18 protein-coding genes are annotated in these 25,232 nt (G+C 36.2%); 15 read left to right on the top strand and 3 right to left on the bottom strand.

The window, feature by feature from the left end; genetic code table 11:
* Positions 1-169 precede the first annotated feature (169 nt).
* The 8 genes from AB1278_RS17870 (at position 170) to AB1278_RS17835 (ending at position 9,222) form a co-directional block, all read left to right on the top strand.
* Positions 170-865 carry a VIT1/CCC1 transporter family protein gene (locus AB1278_RS17870; RefSeq protein WP_137905886.1) on the top strand — a complete coding sequence of 232 codons (696 nt, stop codon included), beginning with the start codon at positions 170-172 and terminating at the stop codon, positions 863-865.
* Between the two features lie 221 nt (positions 866-1,086).
* Positions 1,087-2,406, top strand: coding sequence for an aspartate kinase (locus AB1278_RS17865; protein ID WP_429816151.1), 1,320 nt, complete (start codon positions 1,087-1,089; stop codon positions 2,404-2,406).
* A gap of 273 nt (positions 2,407-2,679) precedes the next feature.
* Positions 2,680-3,414, top strand: a complete 735-nt coding sequence (locus AB1278_RS17860) for a helix-turn-helix transcriptional regulator (RefSeq protein ID WP_343643887.1) — start codon at positions 2,680-2,682, stop codon at positions 3,412-3,414.
* Between the two features lie 71 nt (positions 3,415-3,485).
* Positions 3,486-4,019 (top strand): dihydrofolate reductase family protein, encoded by a 534-nt coding sequence (locus AB1278_RS17855; RefSeq protein ID WP_343643888.1) that lies wholly within the window; start codon positions 3,486-3,488, stop codon positions 4,017-4,019.
* Between the two features lie 83 nt (positions 4,020-4,102).
* Positions 4,103-5,680 carry a Na+/H+ antiporter gene (locus AB1278_RS17850; RefSeq protein ID WP_429816148.1) on the top strand — a complete coding sequence of 526 codons (1,578 nt, stop codon included), beginning with the start codon at positions 4,103-4,105 and terminating at the stop codon, positions 5,678-5,680.
* Between the two features lie 453 nt (positions 5,681-6,133).
* A complete protein-coding gene (locus AB1278_RS17845; protein ID WP_343643892.1) occupies positions 6,134-6,817 on the top strand; it encodes a hypothetical protein in 684 nt (227 codons plus the stop codon).
* Positions 6,818-7,338: 521 nt separating this feature from the next.
* Positions 7,339-8,202 carry a helix-turn-helix domain-containing protein gene (locus AB1278_RS17840; protein ID WP_041461538.1) on the top strand — a complete coding sequence of 288 codons (864 nt, stop codon included), beginning with the start codon at positions 7,339-7,341 and terminating at the stop codon, positions 8,200-8,202.
* 93 nt (positions 8,203-8,295) lie between these two features.
* Positions 8,296-9,222, top strand: coding sequence for an alpha/beta hydrolase (locus AB1278_RS17835; RefSeq protein ID WP_429816144.1), 927 nt, complete (start codon positions 8,296-8,298; stop codon positions 9,220-9,222).
* A 663-nt stretch (positions 9,223-9,885) separates the two neighbouring features.
* On the opposite strand, the gene AB1278_RS17830 is transcribed toward AB1278_RS17835, so the two are convergent.
* The 3 genes from AB1278_RS17830 to AB1278_RS17820 form a co-directional block, all read right to left on the bottom strand.
* Positions 9,886-10,473, bottom strand: coding sequence for a Crp/Fnr family transcriptional regulator (locus AB1278_RS17830; protein WP_429816141.1), 588 nt, complete (start codon positions 10,471-10,473; stop codon positions 9,886-9,888).
* Between the two features lie 77 nt (positions 10,474-10,550).
* Positions 10,551-10,946: a beta-1,6-N-acetylglucosaminyltransferase gene (locus AB1278_RS17825; RefSeq protein ID WP_429817392.1), complete on the bottom strand. Its 396-nt coding sequence runs from the start codon at positions 10,944-10,946 to the stop codon at positions 10,551-10,553.
* A 148-nt stretch (positions 10,947-11,094) separates the two neighbouring features.
* Complete coding sequence (locus AB1278_RS17820) at positions 11,095-12,750, bottom strand: helix-turn-helix domain-containing protein (protein WP_309995723.1); 1,656 nt, start codon at positions 12,748-12,750, stop codon at positions 11,095-11,097.
* Between the two features lie 432 nt (positions 12,751-13,182).
* Here AB1278_RS17820 and AB1278_RS17815 point away from each other — a divergent pair, with 432 nt between their 5' ends.
* The 7 genes from AB1278_RS17815 to AB1278_RS17785 all read left to right on the top strand — a co-directional run bounded on the left by AB1278_RS17815 (position 13,183) and on the right by AB1278_RS17785 (position 25,060).
* Positions 13,183-13,740, top strand: coding sequence for a hypothetical protein (locus tag AB1278_RS17815; RefSeq protein WP_309995726.1), 558 nt, complete (start codon positions 13,183-13,185; stop codon positions 13,738-13,740).
* A 271-nt stretch (positions 13,741-14,011) separates the two neighbouring features.
* Positions 14,012-14,191: a hypothetical protein gene (locus AB1278_RS17810; RefSeq protein WP_429816138.1), complete on the top strand. Its 180-nt coding sequence runs from the start codon at positions 14,012-14,014 to the stop codon at positions 14,189-14,191.
* A 478-nt stretch (positions 14,192-14,669) separates the two neighbouring features.
* The gene (locus AB1278_RS17805) at positions 14,670-21,716 is read left to right on the top strand and encodes a hypothetical protein (protein ID WP_429816135.1); all 7,047 of its coding nucleotides are present in this window, start codon (positions 14,670-14,672) and stop codon (positions 21,714-21,716) included.
* Positions 21,717-21,898: 182 nt separating this feature from the next.
* On the top strand, positions 21,899-22,441 hold the full coding sequence (locus tag AB1278_RS17800; RefSeq protein ID WP_309995731.1) for a hypothetical protein: 543 nt from the start codon (positions 21,899-21,901) through the stop codon (positions 22,439-22,441).
* 342 nt (positions 22,442-22,783) lie between these two features.
* Positions 22,784-23,212 (top strand): transposase, encoded by a 429-nt coding sequence (locus AB1278_RS17795; protein ID WP_309995733.1) that lies wholly within the window; start codon positions 22,784-22,786, stop codon positions 23,210-23,212.
* Between the two features lie 507 nt (positions 23,213-23,719).
* Positions 23,720-24,058, top strand: coding sequence for a helix-turn-helix domain-containing protein (locus AB1278_RS17790; protein ID WP_429816132.1), 339 nt, complete (start codon positions 23,720-23,722; stop codon positions 24,056-24,058).
* Positions 24,059-24,502: 444 nt separating this feature from the next.
* Positions 24,503-25,060 carry a ParA family protein gene (locus AB1278_RS17785; RefSeq protein WP_429816128.1) on the top strand — a complete coding sequence of 186 codons (558 nt, stop codon included), beginning with the start codon at positions 24,503-24,505 and terminating at the stop codon, positions 25,058-25,060.
* The last annotated feature ends 172 nt before the right edge of the window (positions 25,061-25,232 follow it).

Genomic DNA, 25,232 nt, shown 5'->3' with positions numbered 1-25,232 from the left:
AAGAAAATAGGATTTTCTGAACAGAATGATGCTGTTTTGTAATGTTATGTTTTGATTTATAGTGTATTAATGCTGTATTGGGGAGCCTTCCCTGTAAGAATGAATATAATTTAAAATGATTCTTGACGAAATATTGGGTAACTTTAGCCTGCCACCAAAAAGAAAATTTATGCATCATCAGCTTGAAAAACATTATGTAAACAGGGTAGGCTGGCTTAGGGCAGCTGTATTGGGAGCAAATGACGGATTATTATCCACCACAAGTATTGTCATTGGAGTTGCGGCGGCAGAACCGGAACGTCATATCATTATCCTTGCTGCATTAGCAGGTATGATTGCCGGGGCAATGTCTATGGCTGCCGGTGAATATGTTTCTGTAAGTTCCCAGGAAGATACAGAAAGAGCAGATTTGCTACGCGAGAAGCGGGAACTTGAAGAGATGCCGGAAATAGAGCTTAGAGAACTGGCCAAAGTGTATGAAAAAAGAGGCTGTACCCAGGAAACGGCAATGCAGGTAGCTATTGAACTTACAGAACACGATGCGCTTGGAGCACATGCCCGTGACGAACTGGGAATTAATGAAATAACACAGGCCAAGCCATTGCTGGCAGCAATGGCTTCATTCGGTTCATTTGCTGTGGGAGCTTTACTGCCTTTTACCGTTTCTCTTTTGGCGCCACTCAAACAAATGGTGTATTTCCAATATGGTTTTTCAATCATCTTTTTAATGCTTTTGGGGGCAATTTCTGCCAGAGCCGGAGGTTCCAGCATTAAGATAGCGGTATTAAGAATCTGTTTCTGGGGAACCGTTGCGATGGGAATTACAGCATTGGTAGGGCATATTTTCGGGGTTAATGTTGCATAAATGCCGGATAAAATGATTTTTGTTGTGAGATTAATAAAAATCCGTATATTTGCCCAGCAAAAAAAGAAAATGATTTTATCTAACCTTAAAAAAGCAAAGAAACAGAACTTACGTCGAACGTCGTGAGTCATTTTCCTTTGGTTAGAAACTAAAATATATCAGGAGCTTGTCATCACGACAAGCTCTTTTTTTTGGAAAATATTTAACAATTTATATCTATTATGAAAGTATTAAAATTTGGAGGAACTTCAGTAGGAAGTCCGGAGAGAATCGAACAGTTATTACCGATCATCAGATCTCAGGTAGCAGATAAACACCTTGTTGTTTTATCAGCTGTTTCCGGAACTACAAACGATTTGGTAAAATTATCAGAGCTGTATGAGAACAAAGATATTGAAGCCGCTTACCAACATATTGATGTACTGTACGACAAATACAAAAAATTTGTCAATGAGCTATTTAAAACTGAAGAAGGTATTTCAGAAGCATTACTATTCATTGATAAAATATTTGATCTGTTTTATCAGTTTAAAAATAAAAACTTTAACTCCAGTGCGGAGCGTGTTATTCTGGCACAGGGAGAAATTATTTCAACAACGCTTTTCCATTTACATTTAAAAGAAATTGAAATTCCGTCAGTATTATTGTCAGCGCTTGATTTCATGCTGATTGATGAAGATAAAGAACCGGATATTGATTATATCAGAGAACATGCAGAACGTAAAATTTCAGAATATCCTGAGGAAACCTTATTTATTACCCAGGGATATATATGCAGAAATGCTGAAGGTGAAATTGACAATTTACAAAGAGGAGGTTCAGATTATACAGCCTCTTTATTAGGAGCGGCACTGCAGGTTGAAGAAATCCAGATCTGGACAGATATTGACGGATTCCATAATAATGATCCGAGATATGTTCAAAATACAAAATCTATTGCCAGACTTAGTTTTGACGAAGCTGCCGAATTATCCTATTTTGGAGCTAAAATTCTTCATCCGCAAAGTGTTTTTCCGGCAAGAAAATATAATGTTCCCGTAAGATTGCTGGATACGATGAATTTAAGTGCGTCCGGAACTTTGATCTCCGGAGAAACTACCAATCAAAATCAGATTGTGGCTATAGCAGCAAAGGATAATATTACGGCAATCCGTATTCAGTCTTCCCGGATGTTGATGGCTTACGGATTTTTAAGAAAGGTTTTCGAAGTTTTCGAACGCTACAAAACCCCTATTGATATGATTACTACTTCTGAAGTAGCTGTTTCACTTACCATAGACCAAACCGATTATCTTTCTGAAATTGTGAAAGAACTGGAATCTTTCTCAGCCGTTGAGATTGATAACGAACAGTCTATCGTTTGTATCGTAGGTGATTTCAGAAAAAACAACAACGGGTATGCCACTATTGTTTCCGAGGCGGTAAAACATATTCCGATCAGAATGATTTCCTACGGAGGAAGTGAAAATAATATTTCGCTGCTTGTTTCATCTGCGTATAAGATAGAAGCCTTGAGATCCCTTCATAACAGATTGTTTTAAGAATTAAATAATTAATATTCAGATAATTGAAATAACCCAAACGACATCCCATGGTTATTTCATGTGAACGTTTTATAAACAATAAATCCCAGACTACAGGCTGGGATTTATTATGAAATGAAGTCACCATGACATGAAAGACATAAACCGTAACGGAGAATAAGATTGGGCTTAGAATCATCTGCAAAGGGATATTTTTGTATATTTAATTATATACTATTAAAAATATTAACTAATCCTTACAGATAACCTAAAGAGCGAATAGTATAAGCCATGCAGTACAAAAAAGCAAAACCTTGTAAAGAATTAGAACCTTTTATCCATTTCTATTGGGAATTGAAAGAAAATCTCATAGAAAGACAATGGGAAAGGGTTTTCCCGGATGGCTGCGCAGGTATACTCATCAATTTGGGAGATCAATGTGTAACGGATAATGGCTTATTCACCATGGAACATGGAAAGACTTATGTAGTGGGTGCCATGAATACTTTTAAAGATAGTTGTATTGATAGCGAAACCCATTTAGCAGGTGTGTGTCTGAAACCTGCCACTTTTTCAAATTTTTACAGCTATGCCTCACAAAATGAATTGACAAATGCCACTGTTGAATTTGATAAAGTCCATTCCTTTAGTGTTGAGAAAACATCTGACAACCCTTTCTATTATTTTAACCAGTTCTTTTCCAATAGATTAAAAAACAAAAACATCCGGCTGCAGGAAGTGCTTAATCATATACATTCAGTAAACGGAAAGATAAGTATTAACGAGCTGGCCAAAATACATTGTACGACTGTAAGGCAGCTGGAACGGAATTTTAAAAAGCTAATCGGATTATCACCCAGGGAATATTCAAATATTATCCGGTTTCAGTATGCTATGAGTTTGATTAAAGATTCAGATCAAAACCGGAGCTTATTGGAAATTGCGTTTGAATGCGGCTATTATGATCATTCGCATCTTACCAATGAAATCAAACGAAATACGGGACTTGCACCTTCATTGCTTTAATTTGTCGCATTTTTACAAAGTGCAGATCGTTGTGTAGAAATAAATTTGCTGCTATATTAAAACTAAAATCAATGCGAAAACTATCACTTTTTATTGCTATGAGCTTAGATGGCTATATAGCCCAGCCCAATGACGACCTGAGCTTTCTGAAAATCGTTGAAAAAGAAGGTGAGGATTACGGCTATGCGGACTTTACTGCCGGAATTGACACTGTAATTGTAGGTAGGAAAACCTATGATTATGTAATGAAAGAAATTGGCCCGTCTCATTATGACAACGGCCAGCGGGATGTTTACGTAATCACAGGAACAACAAGGCCGAAAGAGGGCAGAACGACTTTCTATACAGGAGATATAACAGAATTGGTTAACCATTTAAAATCCAGGGAAGGAAAAAATATATATTGTGATGGTGGTGCTGAAATAATCAATGAATTATTGAAGCATGATCTGATAGACGAATTTATTATTTCTGTGATTCCTGTCTTATTAGGCGGCGGAACAAAGCTTTTTAAAGATGGCCGCCCCGAGCAGGCACTTGAATATATTACTGCAAAAACATTTGAAACCGGATTGATACAGCTGCATTATAATAGAAAAAAGTAATAGTTTTCCGATAAAACTGCGATAAGTAAAATGGGTATGGTTTTTAAAAATTTAATATATATTTAAGTATCTAAATTTTTCCTATGCTTAAAAACTTTGAATTTTATCTGTTCCTGGTTTTCTTAATTACCATGCTGATCATGCTGGCTAATAAGATTAAAGTAGCATATCCGGTTTTGCTGGTATTGGCCGGACTTGTCATCAGTTTTATTCCCGGAGTGCCGCCTGTTAAAATAGAGCCTGAATTACTATTTATCATTTTTTTACCTCCTTTGCTATACGAAGCTGCGTGGTCAACCTCATGGAAAGAACTTTGGAGATGGCGCAGGATTATTTTCAGCTTTGCTTTTGTTGTGGTTTTCTTTACTGCATTGTCTGTAGCAGCTTTTGCCAATTATTTTATTCCCGGGTTTTCTCTGGCTCTTGGTTTTTTATTGGGCGGGATTGTTTCTCCACCTGATGCGGTGAGTGCCGGAGTAATTCTGAAATTTGTAAAGGTTCCGAAAAGGCTTTCTTCCATTCTGGAAGGGGAAAGTTTGCTGAATGATGCTTCTTCTCTGATTATTTTCAGGTTTGCTATGATTGCTGCTGCAACCGGACAGTTTGTCTGGCATGAAGCAGCCGGAAGTTTTGTATGGATGTGCTTCGGAGGTGTGGGGATCGGACTTGTAATAGCGTACGTCTTTCTGAAAATCCATAAAATGTTACCTACCGATTCAAATATAGATATTCTGCTGACTTTTATTGCTCCGTTTTCTATGTATCTGGCTGCAGAACAACTGCATGCATCAGGAGTCCTGGCAGTGGTAACCGGAGGGCTGTTTCTTTCCTATCGGAGCCATGATTTTCTCAGCAGTGCGTCCCGGATACGTACGGTAACAGTTTGGGAAAGCCTTTGCTTTCTGTTAAACGGGATTGTTTTTATGCTTATCGGGTTAGATTTACCGGAAATTGTTTCAGGTTTAGGTAACACAGATATTTATACTGCGATAGGTTATGGAATTGCAGTCACTATAGTCTTGATTATTGTCAGGATTTTAGCAGGATATGGAGCATTGGTTACTACCTTAATTATGAGAAATTTTATTACCGTTGCGGATCCACAGTCACCAGGCTGGCAAACTCCCCTGATTATTGGGTGGACCGGCATGCGGGGAGTAGTTTCCCTGGCGGCAGCACTTTCCATTCCTATGACTTTAGATGATGGATCTCCGTTTCCACAAAGAAATATGATCCTATTTATTACATTTATTGTGATTCTGGTAACGCTGCTTTTGCAAGGACTTACGCTTCCTTTTCTACTTAAAAAATTTCCGCCGGTAGACCGCGATTTCGTAAGAAGTGCAAAAGAAATCGATTACGACATTCAGAACAGTCTGGCAAAAGTAGCGCTTGATAAAATCCGGAGCGATTATGCTGATAAAATAGACAGTTTTCCCGCATTGAAAGATCAGTTACAGAAATATGAAAACCAGTTGAGCAGTTCTGAAATTATTTTAAATTACGAAGAATACAGACATATTTATATTGACATTCTCGACACCCAAAGAAGCTGGCTTATCCATAAAAACCGTGAGGAACTGTTACTGGATGAAAATATCATCAGAAAACATCTGAGACTATTGGACTTGCAGGAGGAAAGATTGAATATGAAAGGCTGATAGTATTCAGTCACAATTAATTCTGATTATTAAGAGTCCGTTTTCATGAGTTGGTAACGGACTCTTTTTTATAATTTTTATTGAGTCTCCTTTCACAGACATAGTTCAGATAAATGATCCTCACACTACATTGTTTTTCTTAATCAGTTATTTTTAGAGACTGAATTTTTCTGCCGGCAATTTCAAAATAATCAGATTATACTGAAAATAAAGGTTAGATAATTCAAAAGTAGGTAAAAGCTTCTTATAACGGGGGTGCATTTTTGTGAGGTGGAATCGTTGTTAACATTAAGCTTTAGATCGGATATGTAGAATTTTTTTTCTTTTTTATATTTTTTCTCTTTTGATTTTCAACCTGTTATTATGATGATGTATTTTTGATGTACTTGTGATTTTGAACTGAAGACTGGTTTGGACATACTTTTGACCGGAATTATTTAAAATCCGATTTTTATGAAAAAAAAATTTTTATTATTAGCTATCCTATTTGCTTTTATAAAAGCATATTCACAAACTGGTATTAATACCTCTTCTCCTAGTGCAGCGCTTGATGTTGTCAGCAAAGGTAATTCTAGTGCAACCAAAGCCCTTGAGGTTAATGACAATACAAATAAAGAATTAATGCGAGTGGAAGATGACGGTGGAGTACGGCTTGAAAAATACAAAAATATTGGAGTATTAGGCACGGATTCCAACGGCTTTTTGACAGATGCAAGCAACCTGAATATACCTGCTATTTCTACGATAGGTTTAGCTAATACATCTGCTAATCAGGCAGCAAATACTGATTATACAGTTGCTTTTACGATCAATAAAAATAATGTAGCCAATATGACCTATAATAATGGTTCTTTTACCATAAATAAAGCAGGATATTATAATTTTTCAGTGTTTGTAAAATATGATACCTCCATGAACAACCCCTCAGGGGGGAGTGCTACCACATCGATTTTTAAAAACGGTTCTTCATTTTCAGTTAATGTTTCGGGACATATGGATGGAACGCAATATATAGGACATAACCTGGCAGGAACTCAGTTTTTTAATGTTGGAGATGTTGTTACAGTTACAGCAAGTTATACCAGGGTTTTTAGAATAACTCAGGGATCAGTTACTATTGTGTATTATGGTATCTAATGCAATATTTCAATGAGTATAATTTTTAAATCAAAAACCTCTGAAAATCAAATGATTTCAGAGGTTTTTTGTACACATAAACGAAGAGATATCGAAACATTTAGTGGAAGATTTAGAAAGAATTGTAGAATTAAATAATCCTTTAATGTGACCAAGACGAGCGTATCTTCAAACACTTTTATTGATGATTTGGTTCGACTGAGCCAAATTAAACAAGTATTACAAAAATCATAATGTCCCTGATTTATAACTCGGCGACGTTCAAGAGGGATTTTCAAAGTCAATTCGCTAAGCTCTTAATAATGGCTGTTAAAAAAGGCTGGAAGTAATACGGAATATAACCGAAAGAAGTTTAAAATAGAATAGAAAGTAGATTTGTGCTTTAGCTAACGTTGAAAAGCCTTGTTTTATTACACATTGAATATTTGTATGTATCTGTAAAAATCAAAAATATTTCAGTAAAAGTTTAAAGCCTGTAACTCACTTAATTTTTAAATTTGTATTTTACAATTGATAATCATTTGAAGAAAAGGTACAATATAAAAGAGTTTCTTGAATATACCAATATCAGCGGTTTTAAGAACAATCACATCCATTTGGTTGAATATCATAAGCAAAAGGAGATGCGTAGAAAATCGGCTCCTATTGAGCTTGACTTCTATTTTTTGGCAATCAAGTTAAACTTTGATAAAGACAAGAATTTTGGTCAGACAATATTCGACCAGGCGGATGCCTTTGTCTATCTCGACCAACCCGGAGATTTTTTGCAATGGGATATAGAGCATCAAATTTCAGGGTATCATATTTTGATTGATGCTGGACTATTCAGGAAGATTGCCAAAGAATACAGTTTTACTTATTACGGCAATCACGAAGGACTTTTTATCACGAAAGAAGAAGAGAAAACCATTACCGACCTTTTTCGAAAGGCACTTAAAGAGTTTGAGGGCAATGAGAATTTTTCAAAAGATATTGTAATTTCTTATGCTTCGCTTATTCTTTCCTATATCCAAAAATTTTACAGCAGGCAGTTTGATACACGAGAGGAATTATACAATACTACTGTATCTGATTTTTACAAAAATCTCGAAGCATATTATGACAATGAACAGAATGCCCTGAAAATGCCCTCAGTTTCCTACTTTTCAGATATAGCTAATCTGTCTTCTAACTATTTTGGCGACCTCATTAAGCACTACACAGGTCGCTCGCCACAGGAACATATACATCAGCTGCTCATACAGATTGCGAAGAACAAATTACGGACAACCTCATTAAGCATCAGTGAGATAGCTTTTAGTTTAGGGTTTGAATATCCTTCCTATTTCGCTACGTTTTTCAAAAAGGAAACAGGTATTTCTCCAAGTGTTTTCCGAAATCAGTAAATAGTTAAAGTCTTCCCGTAATTACTTTAAGGATGGAGCTTCTAAGTCAGAATATCTTTGTACTGTTCAATAACTTATTAAAGATAAATTCTAATGAAAGCAGTAAAATTCAAAAACAGAAATTGGGATGTAGCAGGTATCCTGCAATTCCCTAAAGACTTTGATGAAACTAAAAAATATCCGGCGATTGTTTGTGCGCATCCTATCAGCAGTTGTAAAGAGCAGACAGCCGGAAACATTTATGGAAAAGCATTGGCAGAAGCAGGTTTTATTACGCTGGCTTTTGATGCCTCTAACCAGGGAGAAAGCGGTGGCGAAGTAAGGTTCTTAGAAGACCCCGCTATCCGTGTAGAAGATTTTCGTTGTGCTACAGACTTTCTGACTACATTGGATTATGTAGATGAAGAAAAAATAGGTGTTTTGGGAGTTTGTGGCGGAGGCGGATATGCTGTTAATGCTGCAATGACGGAAAGACGCTTTAAAGCCGTAGTAACGGTTGTGGGTGCAAACTATGGGCGCTTGCTTCGTGAAGGAGATTTTACAGCTGATGCAGCTATCAAAACCCTGGAGGGAATTGCAAGGCAACGCACCGCTCAGGCAAGAGGAGCTGAACCTGCTATTACAGTCTACAGACCAAATTCACAGGAAGACAGAATAGCCGCAGGAATGAACGATGTTGACATCATTGAAGCTGTAGACTACTATCAGACACCAAGAGGACAGCATCCGAACTCTCCCAATCATTTACGTGTGGATAGTTTGGACAAAGCAATGGCTTTTGATGCTTTCCATTTAGCTGACTTATTGCTTACACAGCCACTTCATATAGTGATTGGTGATAAAGTAGGCGCTTTTGGCTCATACAGGGATGGTTTTGAGCTGTTTAAAAAGTCGGCATCAAAGCAAAAGAGCATTCAGGTTGTTCAGGGAGCAAGCCATTATGATTTATATGATGGAGAAGAAGCTACGAAAAGAGCATTGGAAGAGATAGTTCCGTTTTTTAATAAATATCTTGCTTAGTACCCGGCATTTTTCGTCGTTCTTAGAAATTTTAGAGGCCGTCTCACAACTCGTGAAAACGGTCTTTTTTATGAAATTTTTCTGTATCTCTATCAGGAAGGGTTTTCGTTTAAACGATTCTTAACCCACATCATCTAGTTGCGATACACTTACTTCTTATTTATTTTTGTATAAATCATACAATTTAAAGGAATAGAAATCTGCTTTCTCTCTAAATTTTGATGTTCGGATCCTGCTAGGTCATCGAATCCTAAATTTTCAAATCTCTATGGTTTGTAATTTTAATTAATTAATTTTCAGTTATTATATGTTTTATCGTAGAATCATGAGTTCTTTGAAATCAGCACTTTTGTAATGAAAGTCTTAATCTGCTGAAAGCTAACTATTAATTACTGTTGGAATAATAACTGTTTATTTGGCTGTTTCGTTCTTGAACCATAAACGAAGAGATCTCGAAAAATTTGGTGGGAATTTAGAAAAGATAATAGAATTAGATAATCCTCTATTTGATATTGACAAGCTTATTCAGGTGTTTAAAAGTAGGTGGTGTTTTTGCTCTACCTGTTGTGAGGTAAATTGACAGAGGGCGCTGCATTGATGTGTTTTCTCAAATATTTTATGTATTGTTTGGTTACCAATTATAAAATAGTAGTAATATATAGACTAATAAAATATTTTGCGATTGATAACCAAGAGTATTCCTAGATTTTGCAGTTTTTTAATTGTTCTTATAACAGTTTCCACTCTTAATCCTGTTAGTGATGCAATTTGCTGTCTGGTGAGAAATACTTGAAAAGAATCAGTCGGAGGTTTTGATTTTTTTAAGTAATTGAATAGATTCATTATTTTTTCGGACGGGCTTTCTGATGCAAATCCTTTCATCAGGTAGGTATAATGCATATTTTCTGCGGTATATTTGTATAAATCTAACAGTATTTTGGGATTATCTTTTAGCATTAAATCAAAGCCCAATTTTTCCAATTTGATTATCCTAGAATTCTCCATTGCAATGGCACTTACAGAATATGGATGTTTTAAGAACAGGAAAAGTGCTCCTAGACAATCACCTTGAATAGAAATGTTGTGAATAAATTCACGACCCGCTTTTTTCTCACTGACAATCTTCACAGTTCCTGTTGAAATTTGAAAATAAGAGATTACGTCATCATTTTCTTTAAATACATATTTTCCCTTTGTAAAATTTACAATTTTAGCTCCACAGTTCATCAAAAGCTCCTCTTTGATCAGCATCAATTTTTATTTTAATTATTCATATGAAAATATTTTGTGTACAGTTCCTAATTTATTTACAAGTGTACAAAGCTTTCTTATGACCATTTGTCGTCGTGATCATTTCTCTTAAGTTCTCTTTCAACTTCATTAATTTCAGGTAAAGGAAGAAGATAAGTGTCATTAATATATTTTAGAATATTTTTATTTGTTTTATCATCTATTTTTCTAATGAAAAGGTTATTGGAGGATTTCAGAGTTTCGATGAAGTTGTCAGCATATTGGTCTTTACTAAAAAAAGTTTTTTCAATGACTGCTCTTTTATCATCATTCACAATAATATCACTAAAGGCTGTATTGAGGAGTACTGTCTGGAAAAATGATTCAGCCGGTAAAAGAGTGTGCAGGTAATAATCTTCAAAATCCATTACCCTTTTATTATTGGTTAAAAATACACAGGTTTCTCTTGTAAGGATAAACCACTTCCCACCAATTATAAGGTATAACTTCCTTCATAAATTCTCTTTTATAAATAAATGAAGATATTTTATGGGTCAGCTCTGTAAAATGATTCTGTATTCTTTGAAGTGTATCAGGCCTGTAAAATTTCTGGTCATAATAAAAAGATAGTTTCTTCCGCTATTAAATAGATAAATTTCTTTCATCTTGCTTCAACTTTTCAATGAAATAGGATGGCGTTACGCCGTGTTCGTTTTTAAAAGCAGCGACAAAAACCTTGTGCGTGACAAATCCGCTTTCTTCAATGAGGTGGCTTATTTTGTATTCTCTGTATTTGGGATTATTGTAAAGCTTATCAACAATATAATTGATTCGCAATCCGTTAATGTAATTTGAAAAATTTTTACCTCGTTCAATCTTGATAATTTCAGAAAGGTATTTGGTATTGGTATTGAGATTATTAGCAAGCCATGTTAAACTGGCTTCTTTTTTTAGATATTTCTCAGATGCCTCAAACTTTTCCAACTTCTGGAGCAATGATTTTGCGGTATCGTTAGGAATGCCTGTGGAACCTTTATTTTCTTTGTTTCTTATGATTTCTGAAGATTTTATGGGTGAATTTTCTTTCTTACTGCTTATTGTAGAAATCATCTGTTCGTATTTCTTGTGAAGATTCTTATTTTTTCTTCTCCAGAGCAGACTTATAATGATGGTAGCAATAATTATAAGAATGCCCATAATGGTTAGCAAATTCTTTGAAGCGGCCTTCTGCTCATTTACTTCATGTGCTACCAAGTTTTTCATGGTAACATCTGCATTATTTTTTGTAACAGTATTTAAGCTATCTTTAAGATAGTTATATTTATCCATATAAAATTTTGATTTCTCTTTGTCACCTATACTTATGTAAGAGTCTGTAAGAAATTCAAAAGATTCCATTCTACTGTACGGACTACGAAATTTTTTTTCCAGTTCTAAAGCATGTAGCGCATAATGAATAGATTTTTGATAGTCTTGTTTTTCTGAATACAACCAGCTTGCCTGATTCAGCATTATTATTTTATTCTTAGGAGGTATATTGTATTTTTCATTCTTATGAATTTTTAAACCTTCTAAAAGGTATTTTTCTGCTAATGCTATATTCTCTTTGGTATCTTCCTTGGATAGATACGATATACCAATAGCCATACTACCAAAAGCAATCTGGTCGTATTTTAAGTCATTGGATATATTACCGTTATTGTCACTTATTTGTTTTGCCGCATCAAGGCTCTTTTTTCGAAAATACAGTATTGAATCTGCAAATTTACTCTCGAATTGTCCATTCTCATAATAGGCAGTGATATTATCATAGCATAGCGAAAGATAATATAGTCTCTTATCTTTATTTTTAATAGTTTGTATAAATTTAATAGCTGTTCTAAAATCCTTAATACTGGCATCGTTCAGACCCAAATAGCCCAATGCAAGTGCATTTCTACGATATATATTAGAGATGTAGCCATAAGGGTCTTCTTTACCGTGGGCAACTTTCTTTAGTTCACTGCCTAATTTAATCAATTCTCTATTTCGATCCTGTACTGTATATAGTAACATTATAAGACTGCCACTCTGTAAAATCCCCTGGTCATATTTTAATTTGTCGGAGGCACTTTTTAAGTGGAATAACTGTTCTTCTTGTTGTTTTGGGTCACCTGCATGTTCATTAATTTCTTTTGTAATTTCTTTTAATTTTATGTCGATAGCTTCAATCTGTGACGTAGTACCATATTGTTTGTTCTGGCCAAGCACAAAATAAAAGGAGAAAAATAGAATAAAAAGATAGAATGTTTTTTTCATTGATTGAATAGTTTATTTATTTGGTAAGAAGTCTTTGTGTAGTGTATCAAGCTTTCACTTGCAAAGTTATTAGATAAATTCAGAATTATATCTCAATTACTGGATGTGCATGTTAGAAATTTTATTCGACGGTATGTGAATTGTTTATTTATATAAGATATTGATAATCATATATGATTTATTGTAAAATAAAAATAATAACTCTGAAGTTGTTAGACTAATTCCGAAATCGCCAAGTATAAGCTTTGTGAGAGAGGTGGGTTCATCTTAATATTGTCATGAATTTATTTATTCATAAATGTGGTTTGTGATTGCATAATCTTTTATTTACTGTGATTAAAATATTCCGCATTAAGATAAAATATTTGGAGGGTTAATCGGTGCAGATTAATATGATGAATTATATTTTAGCAACTAATCAATATCCAAAGCTTGAAAGAACTAATGATCATAAAAAAAATAATAATATCCTCTTACTTAGGGAGAAGATATTATCTATTTATTTTATCTTTTATTTTTTCACTTTTATCGTTTGCAAAAGCATCTGAAATTTCAGATCATAATTCTGGTAATATATATATATATGGTGATGTTAAATTTATAGTTTCCGAGGGTACCATATTACATGGTAATGCTGTTATTGCACCTGCCAAAAAAATGCAGAAGACCTTAAGAAAGTTATCGTCTCAGTCTGTAAAAACAAAATCAACCGAGAAGAAAATAAGAAAGATGGAAAACCTTTCTTATTATGATATAGCTAAAATTATTCCTTTGGACAGTGCAGAAGATTTCAATCCCGGATCTTCAGGAATTAAAAAGTTTTCTGTTATAACTCGGTATGATTTGAAATTATATGCTGTTATTATTAATAGTATTTTTATACTTATTCTTTACTTTTTTTCCCTTGTAGGTATTCGTTCATATAAATGCAGGGTAATTCCGGTATTAGATATGGGCCACAATTTCCAGCGTCCACCACCGATTTTATAGATCACCACAACTCTCTTTTATCATCTGTTTTATACTGTCAATAAACTACAAAATAAACTTAAAACTCAATTTAATTGTAATAGAGAAAAAATATTTTATATACAAATTTAAAATTTTCTATTATCAAAAGAATTAAGTATTTAATGTTAAAGTTGCAGGGTTCCCCTAAGCTTGTTAGCAACTTAGATGATTTCACCAAGAATGCTTAGAGTAGTAATCTTTCCATAAGCAGATTTAGAATATCAAATATATAAAAAGAAAAACTAGACAAATGACAATTTTATACAAAATCAAGGATTATCTCCACGATAATTTCCTTACAATAGACAACACAAATGATTTCATAGCTCATACAGTGAGAGGACGATCCCTGAATATGATACAGATATGCGATACTGCTTTTAACCGCAAAGAGGGCAAGGTTACAGCCGCTACTATCGAGCTGTTCTAAAGAAGTGGCATATTAGCTATGTAAGGGAGGTTCTGTAAATACCGGCTATTTCATTGCAGGTACACAGAACCTTGGAGTATCCATCCAACAGCCTTTGTAAACCTTCAATGATAACATATCATCTTGTTCCTCTTAATCAAAGAGAAAAATTTAGATGCGAAATCTCCAGTATTGAAATCAATATCCTGGACATGGCAGAAGTTTCCAACATATGAAGGCTATCAATTGTCAAAACAGCTTAATGTTGAGATTCAAATGTTACAGTGTTGGGCTAAATAATATGAAGCAATTGTCATCCTGCACATGAAGTGTAACGAAACAGTTGGACGATTTTTTTATAACAGATCTCTTTTCCATTGGAATTACGATAGTGGAGCCGAAAAGTTTATTAGTAGAAAAACCATATAAAAAAATATGAAATGATACAAAATATGAAAATGATGATAAAACAAGCAAAAACGATTCTAAAAGCAAAAACATGAAAAAACAAAACCTCTTTTTATTCCTATTGCTCTTTCTGGGTAATATGATACTGTACGCACAGTGTATCGTGAACGCAGGAGGGAACACCACAATATGTGGCACATCCTACACCTTGCAGGGCTCGTCTGGCAGTGCAGGAACCCCAACCTGGACACTTGTCTCCAAGCCGTCCGGAGCACCAGATCCCATAATTAGTAATGTGAATTCCTTAACCCCCAATGTTACAGGAATAACATCCCCTGGAAATTATGTATTTCAAGTAGAACAAGATTGTGGTATTTCTGGCTCGGCTACTTCTCAGGTGATCATTACGGCACCGGGAGACTCCTCAACATTTACAGCAGGACCGGATATTACAAATGTTAATGCAACCACAGGTACCGTTACACTGAATGGTGTTGTACCTGCCGGATATACCGCATCATGGAGTGCCTATAATATTTACAGATGGGAGCGAAGCAGTGTAAAAACTAGCCAAAACTCACAGTTTAGCTCGACAACATCGGCAACAACAACATTCAGTCTTATTAATAAAGCCAATCACGATATTGATCCGGCCTATGTAGTGACACTAAGAATAACCTCTACTAACAATCCAAACTGTTGGTACGAGGATTCTGCTATAGTGCGTTTTATCCCGAATCCGCAGATATTGCCGACTGTGTCTACCTCACGATGTATTTCGGGTACAGGAAATCATTACGTTGCGCTTCAAAGTACATCCCCTAAATTTTCTAAGGGATATCCTACCTCCCCAGGTTCATCAGGGAACTTTGGTACAACTATTACCATGAATGTGATCAGCCAACCATCAGGTGGAAATATTTCCTATTCGAATATTTATGATGATAATATATATTTTACTGGTGCAAATGTTGTGGGAGTCTACAAGTTCACTTTGACTGTAGCTAATGCCAGCGGAACCTACACAACACCGGAAATCACGTATACTTTCACTGGAACAACTCCTAATCCGGTAAATTTTCTGGTACCTTCAAGACCGGAGCAAATGATGATTTATGATAGTGGTAATTCAGGTGGGGAGGTACATTGCGGGTATGCAGGGCAGTCTACCCCCATTACATTTTATTATACTGTCAATTCTGCAGATAACCCTACAACAATCAATACAAGTGCAGCTTCATCAGGCATTACTCCTCCAGGAGGTGCACCTGTTGTAACAAACGGAGGAGCAGGTACCGCAACGAGATCGGCTACTATAACACCGCCCTCGGGAGGATGGCGTGTAGGAACGTATAAGTTTTCCATCACAAGAGAAAATGCTGGGGCATGTTCTGCTACACAAACTTATTACATTCATATTTCGGATGGAAGCCGTCCGGATGTAACCGTACCGACTACTACGGTATGTTACCCGGGGAGTGGTGTAGTGACAGCAACAATTCCCTTACCTGCAGTTTATAAAGGAGTAGTAAACACAAGCTATTTCCAAGATTTTAATGGACGTTACAGATTAACATTGGTTTCAAAACCTGCTGGTGCAGCAGATCCAGTATTTGAACCTTATAACAATACATTATTTACCAATACTTCGACTACAATTTCCAACTTGAATACGCAGGGTGAATATGTATTTAAAATAAAAGCAGATACTTATAATCCAAGTGTCGGAGCGTTTTTAGATAAAGAATATGTCTGTTCCGGAACTTCCTTAGAAAGTAATTTTTCGGTGTTCGTATCAGCACAGGTTGGGGCTAATGCAGGATCTACTCAAACATTGATAGGGACATCCCAAACAACTTTCAATGCCAATAATCCAGGGGCAGCTACCGGTTTATGGACGCTGTTATCTAAGCCTGTGGGAGCAACCGATCCGGTAATTGCAACACCATCAGCCTACAATACCAACGTGACAGGATTTAATACGCCGGGGACCTATACCTTCAGATGGACAGTGACAACAGGGAGTACATGTTCTACTACAAGTGATTTGACAATAAACGTCATAAATGCTGCAGCAGGAGGTGTTTCCGGGGCTGATTTCTGGGTGAAATCAGATGATGCGGGAACTATTGCCACAGCGTGGAAAGATCATTCTATAAATGCAAATGATATTCCTGCAGTAGGAACATGGACACTTTCTGCAGCAGATAGAAGTCATAATTTTAATCCGTACACCACAGGATATTCTGCTTCAAAATTCTTCTATAATTCTACTTCAGTAATGAATTCTACCAATGGAGAGCTGGCCAACACCAATACATCTATTTTCTCTGCGGTAAGACCTACAACAAACGGAACAGGACGTATTACAGGGATTGATGATGATGTAGCATATGCGTCAGAACCAGGAGTTTCTATTGCAAACGGAGCTCCAAGACAGTATGAATATTATAATATCATTACATCAACAGATTTTCCAACCACATTCAATATCGGTATTTCAAATATCTTCTCTGCAATAGCTAATAACTCTGTTGCGAACGGAGGAACTTCAGCTTCCCTTGGAGGAGAAAAAATATTGGGTTTAAATGGTTCTTATCAAACAACTCCATTTGCAGGTACCAATAAATTCCAGATTTATGGACGTAACTTAAGAATAGGCCATGCAGGCTGGGATGCTCCGGGTGCATTCCCTGGAGATATTATGGAAGTTGTTTGGTACAAGCGTACATTAACAGCGAATGAACAGTCAAGAGTAAACTCATACCTTGCGGTGAAGAATGGTGTTACTTTAAATGAAAATTATCTTTCTACCGCCAGCGCTGTAGTTTGGGACAGAACCATTAATACTGGCTATAACAACAACATCTTTGGTATTGCAAGAGATAATATTACGTTACTGCATCAGAAACAGTCTGGTAGTGTAAACAATGGACAGAAGCTAGTAATTTCCACTACCGGGTTCGCAGACAGCAATGCTGCAAACAGCACAGATTTACTAAATGATCTTCAATTCTTAATGACAGGAGATAACGGTTTGAAGCAAAGTCTTGCAGTACCTTTGAATTATACCGCAGGTTCAAACGGATCAACCAACTATCGTTTTGAATCGATCTGGAAAGTTCAAAATTCAGGAAGTATAGGAACTGTTACTGTGGCATGGCCAAAAGGTGTGAAAAACTTGTATTTAGTGCAGTCTTCCGACGCAGCTTTTGATCCAACAGATACATTTACCCCAATGACTACAGAAGTTACTGTAAATGGTGTGGTATATAATACCGTAAATGTAACATTAGCAAACGGACAATTCTTTACCTTCGCAGGTTTCGGAAACGCTCCGGGTGGTGTAGCAACCGGCTTGTCTTACTGGTATAGAGCCGATAAAAACGCAACCAATACAGGAGCTGCAACAGATGTAACAGGATTGACGGATATGTGGAACGGAACTACCGTTGCACAGTTGGGAACCAACGCGTTACCAAAGTATGTACTGGGAACGTCCAACTATTTCAACTTTAATCCTGGAATTAATTTTACAGTAAATACCCAATCATTAGGTAATATTTCTGTACAAACTTTAACTTCTCTTAATTATGACATCTTTACGCTTACAAAAGAAGGCATGATTGGTACAAGATTCTTCAATATAGGTAGAAATAATACAACATTCGGCGGTGATAACTGGGATTCCCCTGCTTTCGAACCGGGAGGAGCTATAGTTAGAAGAACCAACACTGGTGCTGGACCTACTTATTGGGCTAACCCAGGGAATCCTTTTGAGGTGGGAATACCAAGTATCGTCTATACAACTTTTACAGATGTTAATCTTAAGAAAGGAGTTAATGGAAGCACACTGCTTGGTCCGGGTACCAACCATAGTGCTATCGGAGCGGTAACTGGAGGGCATATATTTGGCCGAAATGCAGGTACCCTGACAGGAGGTGACGATGCAGGTTTTGTAGGGCACATCGGAGAAACTATCGTGTATGGCGCAGGCACATTATCGAATGTAGAACGCAGAAGAGTAGATTCTTACCTTGCCATTAAATATGGAATTACATTAGAGCAAGTGGCTACAGACCACTATCTGGACACAGACGGTAATATAGTATGGAATGGAGCTTCTAATACTGCTTATAATAGCAATATCTTCGGAGTATCAAGAGATGATATTGAAGCTTTTGAGCAGAAAGTATCAAAAAGTGTAAATACAGGAACGATACTTACCGTTGCCACTGTAAACGATTTCGTCAATCCAAATCAGGATGCAACTCGTACAGGATTTACCAACGATAAAACATATTTCTTATTAGGAGATAATAATGTGACGGTAACACCTCTTGTTGATATTACTATTGGAGGAAACACTTGGAAAAGAATTCAGAGAACATGGCTGTCTCAGCGTAAAAATACTCCGGGTGCGCTGTATTTTGAGGCAGATCTATCGATGTATGGAGCTAATTTTTCCTTAGGAAGTACGGTTTGGATGCTTGTTGCAGACGATGCCGCATTTACAACCAATGTACAAAATGTTGCAGGAACATATACAAATGGGAAATGGGTATTTAGCAATAATTTCAATGCAGATAATACGCAGAGATATATTACTTTCGCAGGTGTTGCGCCAAGCTATTGCGTTACCGGTGACTGTAATCCAAATACCTTTTTAAATACCTCAGACCCTAACACCATAGAGTACGACAATATGGTAAGCACTTTCCACAGTACCTTGATGCGCGACGCATCTACCGGTGCGCTAATGGTGTGGGGTGAAAGAATGGCAAACAATGGTACAGGTCACGTATTGTCACCTATGGAGGTCAATAGTACCAACTACCCGGCATTGACCGGTGATATCCTTAAGTTTGCCGGAGGAAGCAATAGTCAAAATATTGAGCAACAAGTCGTTTTAACCACAGACGGGCTATTTGCCTGGGGTGGTGAAGCTCATTTGATTCATACAGATCTTACCAGCAGTACTGCCTTTCAAAAGATAGGTGTAGGAACCTATGGAGTCAATGGCGGTGCGCCAAAAGCAGACGGTTTGCCTGACGGCGTAGCTCCCCAAGACGTCAAAATGTTGTTTGGTGCTTACCAGACCTTGGCATTAACCACCTGTTCTGGTGAAGCATGGGTACTGGCGCAAGATGTCAATAAATACAGCGATGGAGCAGCAAGTTCCGCTGCAAACGATAAGCTATGGCATCGGGTACATACCGATGCAACTACACCGCTCAACAACGTAGTAGCTATACGTGGAAGTGGTAGAGGCTTACTGATGGCGTTAACCGCCACCGGCGAGGTATATACCTGGGGAACCAACACAAGGTTGGGGAATGGTACTGCTGCTGCAAACAGAGCATTTGCCACACCAATGACGATACCGGCAGGCGTAACCCCAAAAATGATAGGGGCATCCGTAAACACTTATTATATATTGGGTACCAACGGCAATCTCTATAGTACGGGAGAAGGAACCTTCAGACAGTTGGGTAACTTTAGTACGGCAAATAGCAACACCTGGGTACAGGTACAAAAATCGTCGACAGCGGGTGATTACCTTACCAATGTGGTCTGGATTAGTCCAAATGAACATGATTTTACTTTAGCTGCCATCAATGTACTCACGGCAGACGGTAGGCTATGGGCTTGGGGAAATAATGGTTCTCAAATGCTTGGAGGAACAGGTACTAGTATAAATCCAACCGAGATGCCGGGCAGTATTCCTTCTGCTAATCCGTATAACATAGGGAAATTGAATTGGACAGACAAAGTGATTGCCGTAGAAACCGGTGGGCATACTTCAATGATTGTAAAAGAGAATAACCCAAAATACGGCTATGTAGGGCATAGGGTTAATGGAAGTATGGGAGATGGTACAAGCACAGATGCTGCGGAGGATGAATATAACTTTGCTGACACCCCAGAGATCGATCTTTGTGGAGCGCCAACGCAAGGGGCTTGCTCCGGTCCTGATTCTGACGGAGATGGTATTCCGGATATGTGTGATATGGATGATGATAATGATGGTATTTTGGATGTTTTTGAATGCAGTGATTTAGACCCAAGTATTGATTTTAGTATTGCTAACGGTAATACGGTTACGTTCAATGCTCCGGCAGCAGATCTAGGTTTTATATTTGATATTTACTCGTTAGACAATTCGTTCAATTTAAATATCAATGGAGTAAATTTGGCAACCAACGAGATAGACTTCCAATCTAGTCATGCTACCCGCAATATCAGATTTGCAGATGGATCACAGTATGGTACTGGAGGTATTCCTGAAATTTGGTCAATGACAGGAAATAGTACAACACCAATTGTCAGAATTATTATCGGTCCTAACGGTTCTATTTCAATGCTGGGCAGTAAATCCACAGGTGGAAATCTATATCCACTAGAGCTTTTTAACGGTACAACATTTAATACAGTAGTTTGGAATAACAATTCAAGTAATACGGTAATTGCTTCGCAACAGGTTGTTGGAGCAACTAATATGACCGGACATGGAACAGGATTTAAAAAAGGATTCTGCGACCCTGATGGAGACGGTATTTCTAACGAATTGGATTTGGACTCTGATAATGATGGATGTTTAGACGCAATAGAAGGCAGCGCTAATTTTGTAGCGGCTAATTTGATAACAGCCGGTGGAACCGTTACAGTTGGTATAGGTTCAGCTGCATTAAATCAAAATTTATGTGGAGACGGTTCTTGCGTTGACGCAAATGGTATCCCAATCACCGCAGGAGCAGGGCAAGGCATTGGAAGTTCACAGAATTTAGCTATTAACGGCTGTCAAACTGGATGCTATAAGCCAGGAATTACAACAGGTACTCCATTAGATACCAGGGTAGGAATTACTTCTCTTAACAGAGCCGGAGCGACAGACATTGACAATTGGCCTATGACACGTAAAGGTGGATGGTTAGCATTAGAGTCAAAAACCAAAGGATTTGTGCCAAACCGCGTAGCTTTCAGTGGAGGTAATCCTGTAGGTATTGCACCTGCCAACTTTGTAGAAGGAATGATGGTATATGATACGACCAATAAGTGCATGAAGATGTACACCCTTAAAGATGGTGATACTTCTATGGCCTGGCATTGTATCACTACACAGACTTGTCCTGATTAATTAAATGATTTAACAAACCTAACAGGTTTTCAAAAACCTGTTAGGTTTTTAAAAAGACAAAAGTATCAACCTAATCTTCCAGTAGAAATGGTTTGCTTAAGAATTGTAGAGAAAAGGAGTTAACCTTTTCATAAGTACCAAAAATACTGTTCGTATTAATAATTAGTAAAAATATTCAAAAAATGAAATCAACAATTATCACAACATTAATATTATCATTAGCTTGTTTACCAGCTAAGTCACAAGTGGCAATAGGTAAGCAATCGGTAACTAATATATCGGTTTCACTGGAATTTGCCAGTACAGAGAACAGAGGGCTTATTCTTCCTTACATTACAGACAAAAGTAGTATTACAGAAGAGGGAAGTGTCATTTATGATACAACTGACCATAAAGTAAAATATCTAAAAGATAGTGGAATGTGGGTCAATCTTAGCGAAGACGATGGAACAGTATCTACGATAGGTACAGCAGATCTGTCAGTACAAGGATCTGATAAGGTAGAAAAACCTACGGCTAAAACTGCTATCGGAACAAATGGAGCAATGGATACCACAAGCGGAATCCTGGTTTTAACAGATGTAGATAAAGCAATGATTCTTCCAAATGTTGCAAGTCCACATTTAAATATCATCAATCCTGCATCAGGCATGCTGGTGTATGATACCACAAAAAAACAGCTTGCTGTTTACAATGGCAAAGTATGGTCTTTCTGGAAACCATAAAGTACTTACTTTAAAATATAAATTGATCCTTGTAAAGTTTCAAAACATAACAGGTTGGTATAAAATCATTAATCAATTGCAATGTAGCTTGTTTCTTTATTCAGAAAGCTGATAAAAAGATTGGGGAAAGAGGTAAATATGTACGATTGCAACATCAAATGCTACAGGAACTCTAATGAGATGACTTTGTAATGACAAATGGGAGGATTTGAGAATGGATTTACAAGGACTTGGAGGGATTATGAACTTACAAGTTGTAAAACAATGCCCAACTATAGCGGAAAGTTATTAAACTTTTGAGCATACTTCAATAAAAATAATAACACAAATTAAATATATATAATGGATTTTAAGAACATCCATATTGGTCAATTAATAGAAAAAACAGTTGCAGAAAGCAGGATAGAAATGTCCCGTATTTCTAACTTTTTGAAATGTAGTGATGAAGATGTCAGGAAAATGTACCAATCAGAAAACTTACCCACTAATATCTTATTACGATGGAGCAAACTTTTGGAATATGATTTTTTTCGATTATATTCCCAGCATTTGATTTTATATGCTCCTGGAGTGAGAGAGGAAGGAAAAGCAACCAATAAAAAATATTCGCTTCCGAAGTTTCGAAAAAGCTTGTATACAAAGGAAATCATTGATTTTATAGTGGAACAGATTGAGTCTGAAAAAATGACAAGAGACCAGGTGATACTGAAATATAGGATACCTAAAACTACATTATACAAATGGATCACCAAATACAAAGTTAAAATGTAAGAGGATGATTTCCTCCATAAATGTAAAGAAAAGGTAAGTTTTATCCTGATATAATAATAAACTAAATTCTTCCTAGAAAATAGGAGAGATCTATATCTCTCAAAATGGTAAGACATGAAAATAGTTTTACCAATAAAAATTGATTTTGATTGAGTTATTGATAAAGCTTATATAACGAGGTTTAAAGAATGATACATAACAGAATAATCTTGTTCAAGAAAATACTTTTGTGAAAATTGTTAAAAGTAAGATTCTCATCAACAGGAACCCATTAGAATGCAGGAAACTGTTGGGTATCATGGTAAATCTTCGCAAATAATAATAAAGAATTTTTTATGAAAATAGATTCATAATTATTATCCATGTAAAAATTCTTTTAATAAAAAGTTGGCTAATGATATTGATAAAAGTACAATCATTAAAGCTCAATTAATTTCTAAAATTAGAATTATAAAAATTAGGTAGAAATTTAGCTATATATAAATTAACCCTAAATAAATAACCCACATGACAAAAAAAAAATATTCAAATAGTAATCCTGATTATAAAGCTATTTATACAGATATTTTATACCTGAAATTTCCAGATAAATTGCACAAATGTTTACCCTTGTTGAATAAAGTATACTTGTCAGCCATAGATATTCTTAAGCTAAACAAAAAAATTTTTGGACCATCAGAAGAAGAATCAATAAAGATAAACAAGAGATTTCATTCATACAATAAATCTGATATTTTACAAATATTAGACTATCAGAAACAGAATAAATTAAATAATAAACAACTCGCCAACCATTATCAACTGAGTAGAAATACTGTTACTAAATGGAAAAAAATGTTTTTGTAAGAGGGATTCGAAACAACTCTTTAAAAACATTGTCAATAGATTGGAATCTGATCTGTTAATTCAGACTTATGGCACATACTTGTGGAATAAGATTTCAACCATCATAAAGAACTCAGGTTGCTCAAGCGCAAGTTTTACCTCATGGATATGAGTGTGGTTCCGCAGCAATAATGGAGCTATCAAATTGCATACTGTATTGGACTATGATGGTTGCCGGCTGGTATTTGATGACTACCGATGGCAAGGCGTATGAAATTGAAAAAGCCAACAGTTTTTCTTTTCCCAAGCTAAGTATTATGGTTTCCGTCCTATATTGTCTTAGATTGAGCAAGCAATTATTCTTCTAAAACTATATTGGAATTACTATATTTAATATCGAAAAATTACAATAAGCAAAAATAGAAAGAAATACTGGAACCTTTTCCACAGTACAGTTTACTCTAGATGAGAGAGCGGGATTTAAAAATGGTGATGCAGCATGAGATTTTAAAAAAGATCGCTCACAAACAACTTACGAGTATTAATAAAAAAGCGTATCCCATTTTCCAGAGTAAAGCCGACCAAGTTTTAGAGGATATAGATGCTTATGTTGATGAATCTGAAACAATACCTGATGTTATATTCTTAGATCTACCGGGAACTGTGAATACCGCTGGTATTTTAAAAACTTTGACGAAAGTCCATTATATTTTTTCTGCCATTACTGTGGATCGTTTTGTGCTGGAAAGTACGTTAAGTTTCACCCATGTTCTGACCAATGTATTAATGAAAGAAACTCAAACGGGAATTTGGGCTGTACATCTATTCTGGAATCAGGTGGATGGAAGAGAACGGACGTTGCTCTACAAAAACTACAGTAAAGTGATTTCAGATTTAGGGCTGCCACTTATGGAAACAAGTATTACAGACAATAAAAGATTTAGGAAAGAAGGAGAGTTGACATCAAAAACGGTTTTCAGATCAACATTGTTTTTTGTCTTGTTATTGCTAACGTCATCATAAAGTACTATAAATAGGTTGCAATAACACAATAGTTGCTATTAGTGAAAATTATTAACCCTTCTTTATGGGAGGGGTTTGAATATAGAATCTTAAAATGATACATACTTGTCAAAACTTTTATCTTCCATCTGTTTTCAATTGTAAGTTCATAGCATTACAGCTTGTTGTAAAA

It is taken from the genome of Chryseobacterium sp. NRRL B-14798 (genome assembly GCF_050470705.1).
Lineage (GTDB): Bacteria > Bacteroidota > Bacteroidia > Flavobacteriales > Weeksellaceae > Chryseobacterium > Chryseobacterium cupriresistens.
The sequence above is the reverse complement of the archived record's forward strand: the minus strand, read 5'-3'. Positions and strand labels throughout refer to the sequence as shown.